We start from the raw sequence: 14,057 nt of genomic DNA on the forward strand, positions 1-14,057 counted from the left end.
GCTGTGCCCCGCGCTTTTGGAAACGCTGGATTGCTTCGGCCGGCTCGCAATCGCGGCCGCGATGGAATATCCTCCCCGCTTGACCTCTCACACGCATGATTTGCGTTGCTTTACCCAAAAGGAACAGGACGATGACCGTTCGCGCGGGCCGGGAATTTCTGGCCATCCCCGGGCCCACCACAATGCCCGATCAGGTGCTGCAGGCGATGCATCGCCCGGCGCTCGACATCTACTCCAACGAGATGCTCGAACTGACCGACAGCCTGCTGCGCGATCTCTCGAACCTGTTCGCCACCAAGGGCAAATCCTACATCTACATCGCCAACGGCCACGGCGCCTGGGAGGCGACGCTCTCCAACGTGCTGTCGCGCGGCGACAAGGTGCTGGTGCTCGAAAGCGGGCGCTTCGCGATCGGCTGGGGCCAGGCTGCGGCCGCGATGGGCGCCGACGTCGAGGTGATGAAGGGCGACTGGCGCCGCGCAGTCCGTGTCGCCGAGGTGGAAGAGCGGCTGCGGCGCGACAAGGAGCACACGATCAAGGCGATCCTCGTGGTGCAGGTCGACACCGCGTCGGGCGCCTATAACGACATCGAGGCGATCGGCAAAGCGATCAAGGCGGCCGGCCATCCCGCGCTGTTCATGGTCGACACCGTGGCCTCGCTCGGCTGCATGCCCTTCGAGATGGACAAATGGTATGTCGACGTCGCGATGAGTGGCTCGCAGAAGGGCCTGATGACGCCGCCCGGCCTCGGCTTCGTCGCCGCCAGCGACCGCGCCTGGGATGCGCACAAGAAGGCCGATCTGCGCACGCCCTATTGGGACTGGACCGAGCGCGAAGGCTCGGAGCACTACCGCAAATATGCCGGCACTGCGCCGGTGCATCTGTTGTTCGCTTTGCGCGAGGCCATCAACATGCTGCACACCGAGGGCCTGGAGAACGCCTTCGAACGGCATCGGCTGCTCGGCGAAGCGGTGCGCCGCGCGGTCGCGGTCTGGGGCGAGGGCCAGGTGCTCGGCTTCAACATCGCCGAGCCCGCCGAGCGCTCCAACACGGTGACCACCGTGACCGTGAAGGGCGCCGACCCCGCCGCGATCCAGCGTTACGCCAAGGAGAAATGCGGCGTGGTGCTCGGCACCGGCATCGGCGATCTGCAGGGCCAGGCCTTCCGCATCGCGCATATGGGCCACGTCAACGCACCGATGATCCTCGGCACGCTCGGCGTCGTCGAGGTCGCGCTGACCGCGCTGAACATCCCGCACGGCAAGGCCGGCGCCGACGCCGCCATCCAGTGGCTCGGCGAGAACGTGAAGGCGTAGGGCTTCCTGGCAAGTCCGACGTCGCGGCCACACCTGCTTGACCCGTCATCCTGAGGTACGAGCGAGGCCACACGTTCCGTTGTCGTCCCGGCGAACGCCGGGACCCATAATCCGTGGCGGATGTTGTGGGCAAACTCGTCGTTCCGCCGGTACACAACAACGAGCATAGGTGGTTATGGGTCCCGGCTTTCGCCGGGACGACACCGCATGTTTGGCGTCGCTTGTAAAAAGGATGACGGGATGCAGTGCATGCAACGCATTGCTAAGACACCAACACTTTCCGTCGTCATCGTTTTCCGCTTTACTGCCGGCAACAGCCGGGCACGGATCCCTGCAACACAACAAAAACGGAGGGGATCGCTTGGCATCGGTGGAATTGCGCGGCCTGGTCAAGCGGTTCGGATCGTTTGTCGCGGTTGATGACGTTTCGCTCACGATCGACCACGGCCAGCTGGTCTGCCTGCTCGGGCCGTCCGGCTGCGGCAAGACCACGACGCTGCGGCTGATCGCAGGCTTCCTCGAGCCATCCGACGGCGAGATCCGCGTCGGCGACCGCGTGGTGTCGTCGAAGGCACGCACGCTGCCGCCCGAGCAGCGCAACATGTCGATGATCTTCCAGAGCTACGCGCTGTGGCCGCACATGACGGTGGCCGAGAACATCGTCTACGGCCTGCGCTTGCGCAAAATGGATCGCGACACCATCGCGAAAAAACTTGCTGCGATCCTGGCAACCACCAAGCTGGGACCGCTGGCGCAACGCTATCCGGGCGAACTCTCCGGCGGCCAGCAGCAGCGCGTCGCGCTGGCGCGTGCGCTGATCGTCGGTCCCGAGACGCTGCTGCTCGACGAGCCGCTGTCCAATCTCGACGCCAATCTGCGCGAGGAGATGCGCTTCGAGATCCGCCGCCTGCACGACGAATACCGCTACACCACCGTCTATGTCACCCATGATCAATCCGAGGCGATGACCACCGCCGATTTGATCGCGGTGATGAATGCCGGCAAGATCGACCAGCTCGGCAGCCCCGAGGATATCTACGCGCGGCCGGAATCCGAATTCGTGGCGCGCTTCATCGGCGCCGCCAATGTGATCAAGGGCACCGCACGCGATGCGACCCATGTCGCGTTCGCCGGGGCGACGCTGGAGGTGGTCGGCGCCAGGCTGACCGCCGGCCAGAGCGCGCCGGTCGCGATCCGCCAGCATGAGATCCAGCTCTCGACGCAAGCGCCCCTCGCACAGCAGAACACGCTGAAAGCCGTCGTGACGCGGCAGGTCTATCTCGGCATGAACCGCGACTACATGGTCGAGACGGCGGACGGCACGTCGTTGCGGGTCACCACACCGACGGAGACCTCGGTCGAGAAGGGCAGCGAGGTCTGGCTGACCTTGCCGCCCGAGCGCTGCCGCGCGCTTAGCCGATAAGCAACAGGAAGCGGAGGGACGCGATGCGAGAGCGGATTTCCAGACGCGATGTCCTGAAAGGCTCGGCGACACTCGCGCTCGGCGCGGTGTTCGCTTCGCCCGCGCGCGCCGCCGCACCCGAGCCGGTCGGGATCACACCCGATCTGATCGCGGCCGCGACCAAGGAAGGCAAGCTCGTGTTCTATTCGTCGATGGACCTGCCGGTCGGCGAGAAACTCGGGAAAGCGTTCGAGGCCGCCTATCCCGGCATCAGCGTGCAGATCGAACGCTCCGGTTCGGAGCGGCTGTTCCAGCGCGTGGCGCAGGAATTCGAGTCCAACATCCACGCCGCCGACGTCGTCAACAGCGCCGATGCCTCGCACTTCATTCCCTGGAAGAAGAGCGGCTGGCTGATGCCGTTCGTCCCCGAGGACGTTGCGAGGCATTTTCCGGACAGCTATCGCGACCCCGACGGCATGGCCGCGACCACGCGGCTGTGGCTGTCGTCGATCGCCTACAACACCAATCTGGTGAAGGCCGAGGACGCACCGAAGAGCTTTGCCGACCTGCTCGATCCGAAGTGGATCGGCAAGATGGTGAAGGGCCATCCGGCCTATAGCGGCACCATCATGACCACGACGTTTCAGATCGTGCGCGAGCTCGGCTGGCCCTATCTGGAGAAGCTTGCGAAGCAACGCGTGATGCAGGTGCAATCCTCGACCGATCCACCGAAGAAGCTGTCGCTCGGCGAGCGCGCCGTGATGGCCGACGGCAATGAATACGGCATCGTGCTGTTGAAGGAAGCCGGGCAGCCGGTCGAGCCGGTCTATCCGACCGAGGGCACGCCGACGATTTCGGGACCGACCGGCATCTTCGCCGGAGCGCCGCACCCGAACGCCGCAAGACTGTTCCAGGCCTGGCTGCACACCCGCGCGACCCAGCAATTCTTCGTCGACTTCACCGGACAATATTCACTGCACGCCCAGGTGCAGCCGAAGGCCGGCCGCCGCAAGCTCGCCGACATCAAGTTGATGAAGGAGGATCCGGCCGGGGTGGAGGCGATGACCGAAGAGATCAAGACGCGCTATGCGCGGCTGTTTCGGGTGTGAGGGATGAGGATCACCGCCACACCCTCAACCGTCATTCCGGGGCGCGCGCAGCGCGAGCCCGGAATCCATTTCTCCGCCTGCCCCTGCGCCCCGATGGATTCCGGGCTCATCGCTTCGCGATGCCCCGGAATGACGGAGAGAGAGAACACGCAGTGACCATCACCTCCCCCGCCGCCCGCCCCCGCATCGACTGGACCCGCCCTGTGCTGTGGCTGTTCGCGGCCGTGCTGATCCTCCTCATCCTGCTGCCGCTGTCGTGGCTCGCGGTATATGCCTTCACCGACAAGAATCGCCATCCGACGCTGCAAAACTTCGTCACGCTGTTCAGCAATCCCGACTTTCTCGATCCATTGCTGACCACCGCGATCATCGCGATCACCTCCGCCGTGATCTGCTGCATCGTCGCGGCGCCGCTCAGCTGGCTGGTGTCGCGCACCGACATGCCGGGCCGGCAGACCATCCGCGCGCTGGTGACGGCCTCGTTCGTGACGCCGCCGTTCCTCGGCGCGGTCGCCTGGGAATTGCTGGCGGCGCCGAATTCGGGGCTGCTGAACCAGCTCTACCGGTTGTTCGCCGGCGAAGATGCCGATGCGCTGTTCAACATCTATTCGATGACCGGCATCATCTTCGTGATCTCCTGCTACACGTTTCCGTTCGTGTTCGTGCTGGTGGCCAATGCGCTCGACACCATGCCGGGCGAACTCGAGGACGCCTCCGCGATCCTCGGCGGCAATGCCTGGACCACGGCGCGGCGGGTGACGATCCCGCTGGCGCTGCCCGCTTTGGTCGCGGGCGCGCTGATCGCGTTCCTGCAGGCGATGACGCTGTTCGGCTCGCCGGCGATCCTGGCGCTGCCGGCCGGCTTCCACACCATGACGACCAAGATCTGGAGCCTGTTCCAGTATCCGCCGAAGCTCGAGCTTGCGGCCGCCGCCGCGGTGCCGCTGCTGCTGCTGACCATCCTGCTCTTGCAGGGCCAGAAGGCCTTGCTCGGCCGCCGCTCCTATTCGGTGATCGGCGGCAAATATGGCGCACCGCGCCGGGTCGAGCTGCGCGGCTGGCGCTGGGCCGCGCTCGGCTTCTGCCTCCTGGTGTTGCTCAACCCCGTGTTCCTGCCCTATCTCGCGCTGCTCAACGCCGCGTTCTCGCCGAACGCCACCACGCTGGTGACGCCGTCGACACTGACCCTGCACAACATCGTCTTCGTGTTCACCGAGCTGTCGTCGACCCAGCTCGCGCTGAAGAACACCGTGATCCTGGGCACCGCGACCGCGACGATCGGAACCATCCTGGCGCTGGTGATCGCCTATGTCACGACGCGCAAGGTGATCGCCGGCCACCGCGTGCTCGGCTTCCTCGCCACCGCGCCGGTCGCCGTGCCCGGCATCGTGCTCGGCGTCGGCCTGTTCCTGAGCTACACGCGGCCGCCCTTCGTGCTGTACGGCACGCTGTGGATCCTGCTGCTGGCGTTCCTCACCATCAATCTGCCCTCGGCCTATCAGCAATTGCAGGCGGCGTTCACGACCATCCATCCCGAGCTCGAGGAAGCAAGCCGCATCCTCGGCGCGACCCGGCTGCAGGCGCTGCGCCAGATCACCGCGCCGCTGCTGCGCACCGGCGTGATCGCGACCTGGTGCTTCATCTTCATCGGCGTGATGCGGGAACTGTCGGCGGCGATCGTGTTGTTCACTTCGCAGACCAAGGTGCTGTCGGTGCTGATTTACGACCTCAACGAAGGCGGCGACCTCGCGGCGATCGCCGTGCTCGGCATCGCGATGCTGGTGATCACCTTCGCCGTGGTGCTGGCGGTGAACCAGATCCCGATGTCCGGCGGCAGTGCGGGGGCGAAGCTGCGGAACGGATAGCAGCTCTATCCGCATGCAGGAGGCGCGAGTATGCGCCATCTGGCAATCGCCACATTCATCCCGATATAAAGCGGAACCCCGCACCATGAGGATCGTGTGACCAAACCCGCCACCACAACACAGCCCCCCGTCGCGCCGCGCCGGCCGCATTCCTTCACCACCCACGGCATCACGGTGACCGACGACTATGCCTGGATCAAGGATCCGAAATGGCAGGAGGTGCTGCGCGATCCGGCGATCCTCGATCCTGACATCCGGACCTATCTCGAGGCCGAGAACGGCTACACCGAGAGCCTGCTCGGCCACACCGACGGCTTGCAGAAGCGGCTGGTCAAGGAGATGCGCGGGCGGATCAAGGAGGATGATTCCAGCGTGCCGTCGCCGGACGGCCCGTTCGCCTATTTCCGCAAGTTCCGCGAGGGCGGCCAGCACGAATTGTACGCCCGCATGCCGCGGGACGGCGGCGATGCGCACGTCCTGCTCGATGGCGACGCGCTGGCCAAGGACCACGAATATTTCAGGTTCGGCGGCAGCCGGCATTCCAACGATCATCGCCTGCACGCCTGGAGCGCCGACACCAAAGGCTCGGAATATTTCTCGATCCGGGTACGCGACTGGGCAACCGGCGGCGACCTCGAGGACCTCGTCGAGGAAACCGACGGCGGCGTGGTCTGGGCCGCGGATTCCAAGAGCTTCTTCTACGTCAAGCTCGACGACAATCACCGCCCGATGCAGGTGTGGCGGCACAAGCTCGGCACCGGGCAGGCCGACGATATCCTGATCTATGAGGAGCAGGATTCCGGCTGGTTCACCCATCTGCACGAGAGCGCCAGCGGCCGCTTCTGCGTGATCGCCGGCGGCGACCACGAGACCTCGGAGCAGCGGCTGATCGACCTCGCCAATCCCGACGCGCCGCCGCGCCTCGTCGCGGCGCGCGAGGAAGGCGTGCAATATTCGATCGCCGACCGCGGCGATGAGCTGTTCATCCTGACCAATGCCGACGATGCGATCGACTTCAAGGTGGTGACCGCGCCGCTCGCCGCGCCGGAGCGCGCCAGCTGGCGCGACCTGATCCCTTATCGTGAAGGTGTCTATGTGCTCGACGTCGAGCTCTATGCCGGCCACATGGTGCGGCTGGAGCGCGCCAATGCGCTGCCGGCGATCGTCATCCGCGACCTCACGAGCGGCGCGGAGCACGCGATCGCGTTCGACGAGGCGGCCTATTCGCTCGACACCATGGGCGGTTACGAGTTCGACACCACGAACTTACGCTTCGCCTATTCGTCGATGACGACGCCGTCGGAGGTCTATGACTACGACATGGCGACGCGGAAACGGGTGTTGCGCAAGCGGCAGGAGATTCCGTCCGGCCACAACCCGGCCGACTATGTCACCACCCGCATCATGGCGACCTCGCATGACGGCGCGCTTGTGCCGGTCTCGATCCTGCATCGCAAGGACTTCGTCCGCGACGGCAAGGCGCCGCTGCTGCTCTACGGCTACGGCTCCTACGGCATGGCGATGCCGGCGTCGTTTGCCGCCAACCGGCTGTCGCTGGTCGACCGCGGCTTCGTCTATGCGATCGCACATATCCGCGGCGGCGCCGACAAGGGCTGGGGCTGGTATCTCGACGGCAAGCGCGAGAAGAAGACCAACACGTTCGACGATTTCGCCGCCGCCGGCCGCGCGCTGTGTGATGCGAACTATACCGGTGAAAAGCGCATCGTCGGCCATGGCGGCTCGGCGGGCGGCATGCTGATGGGCGCGGTCGCCAACCGCGCCGGCGAGCTGTTCGCCGGCATCGTCGCCGAAGTGCCGTTCGTCGACGTGCTCAACACCATGCTCGACGACACGCTGCCGCTGACGCCGCCGGAATGGCCGGAATGGGGCAACCCGATCGAGAGCGAAAAGGATTTCCGCACCATCCTGTCCTATTCGCCCTACGACAATGTCGCGGCCAAGGACTATCCGGCGATCCTGGCGATGGGCGGGCTGACCGATCCGCGCGTCACCTATTGGGAGCCGGCGAAATGGATCGCGCGGCTGCGCGCCACGATGAAGGGCGGCGGCCCGGTGCTGCTGCGCACCAACATGGGCGCCGGCCATGGCGGCGCCTCCGGCCGCTTCAACCGCCTGGACGAGGTCGCGATCGTCTACGCGTTCGCGCTGTGGGCGGTGGGGATGGCGAACAAGGCGGAGGCGTAGGACGCCGTAGCCCGGATGAGGCGCAGCGAAATCCGGGGCCAGTCGTGCCCGTCGCGAGCACCCCGGATTGCGCTCCGCTCCATCCGGGCTACGGGCCTGCGGGCGCCGGTTGGCTTGCGCGGTCCCCTCCCCATCGTCGTCCCGGCGAAAGCCGGGACCCACAACTACAGGGAGGAGTTTGGCGAAGACCGCCCGTTGCGTGCTGTGGTACCGCAACCTCCGCGCTCGATAGATCACGCGGTATGGGTCCTGGCTTTCGCCAGGACGACGGCGGTGGAGCTACCTTCCCTTCGCCTTCCGCCACGCCGCAAAATCCTTCAGCGTCTGCTCATCCGTCGCGGGATAAAGACCAAAAATGCCGCGGCCGTTCTGGACCTGCTCGGTGACGAAATCCTCGAACGCGGTCATCTCGAAGGTCTCATTGGCGATCTCGTCGGCGAGATGCGCCGGGATCACGATGACGCCGTCGCTGTCGCCGAGGATCACGTCGCCCGGAAACACCGGCGCATCGCCGCAGCCGATCGGCACGTTGATCTCGATCGCCTGATGCAGCGTCAGATTGGTCGGCGCGCTCGGGCGATGGTGAAAGGCCGGGAAGCCGAGCCGCGCGATCTCGGCCGAATCGCGAAAACCGCCATCGGTGACGACGCCGGCGCAGCCGCGCTTCATCAGCCGCGTCACCAGGATCGCGCCGGCCGAGGCCGCCCGCGCATCCTTGCGGCTGTCCATGACCAGCACGCTGCCCGGCGGGCAATCCTCGATCGCCCTGCGCTGCGGATGCGCGCGATCGCGGAACACCTCGATGGTGTTGAGGTCCTCGCGCGCCGGCATGTAGCGCAGCGTGAAGGCTTCGCCGACCATGGTCGGCTGATCCGGGCTCAAGGGGTGGACATCCTGGATCATCTGGATGCGCAGGCCGCGCTTGAACAGCGCGGTCGCGACGGTGGCGGTGGAGACGGTCTTAAGTTTATTGCGGGTGGAGTCGCTGAGGTTTGACATGGTGCTCCCTTCGTCATTCCGGGGCGCGCGAAGCGCGAGCCCGGAATCCATCGGGCCACACGCGTTGCGGAGAAATGGGTTCCGGGCTCACGCTTCGCGTGCACCGGAACGACAGCATTAGTAAATCGACGGCTCGCCGACCGGCTTGCCGAAGCCGGTCTCGAGGAAATCGAAGTCGCAGCCTTCATTGGCCTGCTTGATGTGCCTGGAGAACATCCAGCCATAGCCGCGCTCGAAGCGCTTTTCGGGCTGCTTCCATTCCGCGCGGCGCTTCGCCAGCTCGGTCTCCGGCACATCGAGATTGATGGTGCGCGCGGCGACGTCGAGCGTGATCCGGTCGCCGTTCTTCACCAGCGCCAACGGGCCACCGATATAGGATTCCGGCGAGACATGCAGGATGCAGGCGCCGTAGCTGGTGCCGCTCATCCGCGCGTCCGACAGCCGCACCATGTCGCGCACGCCCTGCTTCACGAGTTTGGTCGGGATCGGCAGCATGCCCCATTCCGGCATCCCCGGCCCGCCCTGCGGGCCGGCATTGCGCAGGATCAGCACGTGATCGGCCGTGACGTCGAGATCGGGATCGTCGACCGCCTTTTTCATCGACGGATAATCGTCGAACACCAGCGCCGGCCCGGTATGCTTGAGGAACCGCGGATCGCACGCACTCGGCTTGATCACGCAGCCGTCGGGCGCAAGGTTGCCCTTCAGCACCGCGAGCGCGCCCTCCTGGTAGATCGGGTTGTCGACGGTGCGGATGACGTCGTCATTGTGGACCTCGGCGCCTGCGATGTTTTCGCCGAGCGTCTTGCCCGTGACGGTCACGCAATCGAGATGCAGATGCGGCTTGATCCGGTTCATCAGGCCGGGCAGTCCGCCGGCATAGAAGAAGTCCTCCATCAGATAGAGGTCGCCGCTCGGCCGCACATTGGCGATCACGGGCACCTTGCGGCTCGCCTTTTCAAAGTCGTCGAGCCCGATGTCCTGGCCGGCGCGGCGCGCCTGCGCAATGAGGTGAATGATGGCGTTGGTCGAGCAGCCCATCGCCATCGCGACCGTGATCGCATTCTCGAACGCCTTGCGGGTCTGGATCTTCTGCGGGGTCAGATCTTCCCACACCATCTCGACGATGCGGCGGCCGGCCTCCGAGCTCATCCGGATATGGTTGGCATCAGCGGCGGGAATCGACGAGGCGCCGGGCAACGTCATGCCGATCGCTTCGGCGATCGCGGTCATGGTCGAGGCCGTGCCCATGGTCATGCAGGTGCCATAGCTGCGGGCGATGCCGGCCTCCATGTCGACCCAGTCCTTGTCGGAGATCTTCCCCGCACGCCGCTCGTCCCAGTATTTCCAGGCATCCGAGCCCGAGCCCAGCGTGCGCCCCTTCCAGTTGCCGCGCAGCATCGGGCCGGCCGGCAGATAGATCGCCGGCAGGTTCATGCTGGTGGCCCCGAGCAAGAGGCCCGGCGTGGTCTTGTCGCAGCCGCCCATCAGCACCACGCCGTCGACCGGATGGCCGCGCAACAGCTCCTCGGCATCCATCGCCAGCATGTTGCGGTAGAGCATCGTGGTCGGCTTCAGCAGCGATTCCGACAGCGACAGCGCCGGCAGCTCCAGCGGAAAGCCGCCGGCCATCAGCACGCCGCGCTTGACGTCGTCGACCCGGCTCTTGAAGTGCATGTGGCAGGGCTGCGCATCCGACCAGGTGTTGATGATCGCAATCACCGGCCGGTCGCGCCACTCTTCCGGCGCGTAGCCCATCTGCATTGCGCGCGACCTGTGTCCGAAGGCGCGCAAATCGTCGGGCGCGAACCAGCGCGCGCTGCGCAATTGATCCGGAGTCTTGTTCTGCTTCGTCATATCGGATGCGCCATGTGTTCTGGTATTGCGTGTCCCGAGATTGCGCGCACGCGCGTGGTCCCGGCCTTGCGCCACGCATATACAGGATTTCCGGACGTGTCGTCCCGCGCGCGGCGCAGACGTGCCGTTCGCTACCCGCGCCCGTTGCGCAGATCGGTGCCGGCCTGCACCTCACGCCGAGCGTGCGGCGCACAAACTCCGCAATGGCAATCGGAGCGGCAACCGGCCTCGGCCGGTCGTGGCCGGCCTTGGCTTATTTTCCTTGGGCTTACTTCTGCTGCGCCGTCATCACGATGCGAACCAGATCGGCGGCGTTGCGCGCGCCGAGCTTCTTCATGATGTTGGCGCGGTGATCCTCGATCGTGCGCGGGCTGATGCCGAGATGGCGCCCGGCCTCCTTGTTGGAGGCGCCCGCGGTGAACTGCTCGAGCACCTCGCGCTCGCGGCGGGTCAGCGGCTCGCGGCCGGGGAAGTGCAGCGCGGCGATGCGCGACGCCGAGGTCTCGGCCTGGCGCCTGGTATAGGCGTCAATCGCCTCGTTGAGGCGGCTGACGATCTCGTTGCCGCGGAACGGCTTCTCGATGAAGTCGAGCGCGCCGCTCTTGATGGCGCTGACCGCCATCGTGATGTCGCCCTGGCCCGAGATCATGAAGATCGGCGCCGGATAATCCTCGCCGTGCAGCTCCTTCAGGATATCGAGGCCGGATTTGCCGGGGATATGCACGTCGAGCAGGATACAGGCCGGCGTCCTGCTGCGCGCCACCGCGAGCAGCGCGGCCCCGTCCGCAAAGCAGATCACCTTGTAACCAGCGGTCGACAGGACCACGGAAAGCGTCTCGCGAACGGCGGGATCATCATCGACTACGAAGATTTCCCCGCGAGGAGCGCCATTCTCAACCATATGCATCCGTCCATCAGTGGTGAAGCGTGCTGCCCAGAGTGCACAAGAAGTAACTCGACCATCTCGATCAATGGACCCGTATTTGTACGGGACGTCCGCTTAACGCACAAGTAGCACCGCGTTCCCTAAAAGTGGGGGCAGTGGAGAAACATGCATGGAAAATGCAGCGGCGGACGGCGTTGCGGTGTGCCTGGACGAGGGGAACGATCCCTACAGCCTGATCGTGACCGACCTGGTCGCGCTGATCGGCCATGTCCAGGCGAGCCTGCGGCTGATCGAAGCGGCGATTGCGCGCGAGGCGCTGCTGGCCGAGCAGGACGCCGCCGCTGACATCTTCGTCCTCGACGACGTGACCCCGCGCTACGTCACCGCGTCCAGCGCCCTGAAAAGCTGTGACGCCGGCCTCGGCGTGGCGCTCGATCGGCTGCGCGATCCAGCGGCCCCGGCGCGTCTTTTGAACTGAGCTGCCCGCGCCGGCAACCGCCGGGCGTTTACGACGCTCAACCCCCGCAGCGACGATCCGTTCCACGCAGCATTGGATGGGCGGCAGGCCATGCCCGCGCGGCTCCAGGCGCTCTGGCGTCAGGCCTTCTCGAGATCAGGCCCCTCTCCAGATCAGGCCTTCTCCAAATCAAGCCCTGGCCCGCTCTTCATCGGCGGACGACCGCCGCTTGCTCGGCTTGCCCTTGAGGAAACTGATGTCCATTTCGGTGCCGTTGACGCGGACCAGTTCGCAGCGCCGGTAGGCGAGCCCGGTCGAGGACAGCAGGAGAAAAAACTCCTTCAGGTTGAGCCCCTGAATGGAACCCTCGACCGTCAGCGACGCATCGGTGTCGGAAATGGCGTTGAGCTGGCAGTCGCGCCGCCAGGTGCCGTCGATGGCCATGATGCAGACATCGACGCCCCGGCTGAAGGTGACCCGCTCAACGGATTTGCCGTCCTCGGTCATTGCTCAATATCCGACCGCCATGGCTGGCCTCGGCATCGCAAGCCCCGGCCGCACGCCACTCGGGCGGTACAGGCCGCGACGCTCGGGAATCGGCTTGAACGTGTCGGTCAGGCCGACCACGGTCTCGGCGGCGCCGAGCACCAGGAAGCCGTCCGCCTCCATCAACCGGGCGAGACGGTTGAAGATGTTGATCTTGGTGTCCTGGTCGAAATAGATCAGCACGTTGCGGCAGAAGATCACGTCGAAGGTGCCGAGCTGGGAGAAATCGTGCAGCAGGTTGAGCTGACGGTGCTGCACCATCGAGCGCAACTCGGGATTGACCTGCCAGAGTTCTCCCGACTGCTTGAAATACTTCACCAGCATCTGGATCGGCAGCCCGCGCTGCACCTCGAACTGGCTGTAGATGCCGGCCTTCGATTTCTCCAGCACCTCCTGCGACAGGTCGGTCGCGATGATCTCGACCCGCCAGCCGGCAAGCGCTGAGCCCATCTCCTTCAGGCACATCGCCAGCGAATAGGGCTCCTGGCCGGTCGAGCCGGCGGCGCACCAGATCCGGACGCTGCGGCGCGCGGCACGCGCCTTCAGGACCTCAGGCATGATGGTGTCGCGGAAATGATCGAACGGCACCTTGTCGCGGAAGAAGAACGTTTCGTTGGTGGTCATGGCTTCGACCACCTGGACGGTGTGCGCGGATGAGCCGGCCCTGATCTTGGCGACCAGGTCGGAGATGCCGGACAGGCCGCTCTTGCGCGCCAGCGGCAGCAGCCGGCTCTCGATCAGATACTGCTTGTCCGCAGACAGATCGAGACCGGAATGGTCCTTGAGGAGCTTACGCAGATACTCGTAGTCGGGGGGCGTCACGGGAGCCTCGCAAAGGCAAAGGGTGAAACTGGGTATTAGGCTTCGGCCGACGCGTCGAGCGCCAGCAGACCCACTTCCTGGAATTTCGCGATCACGATGTCCTTGTCGAACGGCTTCATGATGTACTCGTTGGCGCCGGCATGCAGCGCCCGCGAGATGTGGTCGATGCCGTTCTCGGTGGTGCAGAACACGACCTTGGGCTGATCGCCGCCGGGCATGCGGCGGAGCTGCACCAGGAATTCGAAGCCGTCCATCACCGGCATGTTCCAGTCGAGCAGCACCGCATCCGGCAGCGCGCGCTTGCAGGCTTCGAGCGCGACCGCACCGTCCTCGGCTTCGATGACGGTGAATTCCATTCCTTCGAGGATGCGGCGCGCGATCTTTCGCACCACACCGGAATCGTCGACGACAAGACATGTCTTCATGGGTTGGCCTCCTTGTAGAATCCGCCGTCTCCGCGGCGGAACGTTACGCTGCAGCAGCTGTTTTCGGCACCAGTTCGAGCACGCGATCGATATCGAGGACGACCATGAGCTGGCCGTCGAGGCGGTGGACGCCGCCGGCGAGCTTGGCCATGCGGGGATCGAGGTTGA

The 14,057-nt window shown here is 65.4% G+C and carries 12 protein-coding genes and 1 pseudogene; 6 read left to right on the forward strand and 7 right to left on the reverse strand.

Going from position 1 to position 14,057, the window contains the following annotated elements; translation table 11 throughout:
* Positions 1 to 131 precede the first annotated feature (131 nt).
* The 5 genes from BRSPCE3_RS30940 (at position 132) to BRSPCE3_RS30960 (ending at position 7,897) form a co-directional block, all read left to right on the forward strand.
* Positions 132 to 1,316 carry an alanine--glyoxylate aminotransferase family protein gene (locus tag BRSPCE3_RS30940; protein ID WP_244070118.1) on the forward strand — a complete coding sequence of 395 codons (1,185 nt, stop codon included), beginning with the start codon at positions 132 to 134 and terminating at the stop codon, positions 1,314 to 1,316.
* 370 nt (positions 1,317 to 1,686) lie between these two features.
* Positions 1,687 to 2,739: an ABC transporter ATP-binding protein gene (locus BRSPCE3_RS30945; RefSeq protein WP_244070149.1), complete on the forward strand. Its 1,053-nt coding sequence runs from the start codon at positions 1,687 to 1,689 to the stop codon at positions 2,737 to 2,739.
* Positions 2,740 to 2,762: 23 nt separating this feature from the next.
* Complete coding sequence (locus BRSPCE3_RS30950) at positions 2,763 to 3,827, forward strand: ABC transporter substrate-binding protein (protein WP_244070119.1); 1,065 nt, start codon at positions 2,763 to 2,765, stop codon at positions 3,825 to 3,827.
* Positions 3,828 to 3,979: 152 nt separating this feature from the next.
* Entirely contained in the window at positions 3,980 to 5,692 is a 1,713-nt protein-coding gene (locus tag BRSPCE3_RS30955; RefSeq protein WP_244070120.1) for an iron ABC transporter permease, read from the forward strand.
* A gap of 96 nt (positions 5,693 to 5,788) precedes the next feature.
* Complete coding sequence (locus BRSPCE3_RS30960) at positions 5,789 to 7,897, forward strand: S9 family peptidase (RefSeq protein WP_244070121.1); 2,109 nt, start codon at positions 5,789 to 5,791, stop codon at positions 7,895 to 7,897.
* Between the two features lie 279 nt (positions 7,898 to 8,176).
* On the opposite strand, the gene BRSPCE3_RS30965 is transcribed toward BRSPCE3_RS30960, so the two are convergent.
* The 3 genes from BRSPCE3_RS30965 to BRSPCE3_RS30975 all read right to left on the reverse strand — a co-directional run bounded on the left by BRSPCE3_RS30965 (position 8,177) and on the right by BRSPCE3_RS30975 (position 11,654).
* A complete protein-coding gene (locus BRSPCE3_RS30965) occupies positions 8,177 to 8,896 on the reverse strand; it encodes a ribonuclease activity regulator RraA (protein ID WP_244070122.1) in 720 nt (239 codons plus the stop codon).
* Positions 8,897 to 9,013: 117 nt separating this feature from the next.
* Complete coding sequence (gene araD / locus BRSPCE3_RS30970) at positions 9,014 to 10,753, reverse strand: L-arabinonate dehydratase (protein WP_244070123.1); 1,740 nt, start codon at positions 10,751 to 10,753, stop codon at positions 9,014 to 9,016.
* Positions 10,754 to 11,021: 268 nt separating this feature from the next.
* Complete coding sequence (locus tag BRSPCE3_RS30975) at positions 11,022 to 11,654, reverse strand: response regulator transcription factor (protein ID WP_244070124.1); 633 nt, start codon at positions 11,652 to 11,654, stop codon at positions 11,022 to 11,024.
* Between the two features lie 154 nt (positions 11,655 to 11,808).
* Here BRSPCE3_RS30975 and BRSPCE3_RS30980 point away from each other — a divergent pair, with 154 nt between their 5' ends.
* A complete protein-coding gene (locus BRSPCE3_RS30980; RefSeq protein ID WP_244070125.1) occupies positions 11,809 to 12,117 on the forward strand; it encodes a hypothetical protein in 309 nt (102 codons plus the stop codon).
* A gap of 168 nt (positions 12,118 to 12,285) precedes the next feature.
* Here the strand turns inward: BRSPCE3_RS30980 and BRSPCE3_RS30985 are convergent, their stop codons facing one another.
* The 4 genes and pseudogenes from BRSPCE3_RS30985 to BRSPCE3_RS31000 form a co-directional block, all read right to left on the reverse strand.
* A complete protein-coding gene (locus BRSPCE3_RS30985) occupies positions 12,286 to 12,603 on the reverse strand; it encodes a PilZ domain-containing protein (RefSeq protein ID WP_244070126.1) in 318 nt (105 codons plus the stop codon).
* Between the two features lie 3 nt (positions 12,604 to 12,606).
* Positions 12,607 to 13,464 (reverse strand): protein-glutamate O-methyltransferase CheR, encoded by an 858-nt coding sequence (locus BRSPCE3_RS30990; RefSeq protein ID WP_244070127.1) that lies wholly within the window; start codon positions 13,462 to 13,464, stop codon positions 12,607 to 12,609.
* Between the two features lie 35 nt (positions 13,465 to 13,499).
* Positions 13,500 to 13,889 carry a PleD family two-component system response regulator gene (locus tag BRSPCE3_RS30995; RefSeq protein ID WP_018269419.1) on the reverse strand — a complete coding sequence of 130 codons (390 nt, stop codon included), beginning with the start codon at positions 13,887 to 13,889 and terminating at the stop codon, positions 13,500 to 13,502.
* 43 nt (positions 13,890 to 13,932) lie between these two features.
* Positions 13,933 to 14,057, reverse strand: a pseudogene (locus BRSPCE3_RS31000) (chemotaxis protein CheW); the annotation flags it as partial.

It is taken from the genome of Bradyrhizobium sp. Ce-3 (genome assembly GCF_022835695.1).
Taxonomy (GTDB): domain Bacteria; phylum Pseudomonadota; class Alphaproteobacteria; order Rhizobiales; family Xanthobacteraceae; genus Bradyrhizobium.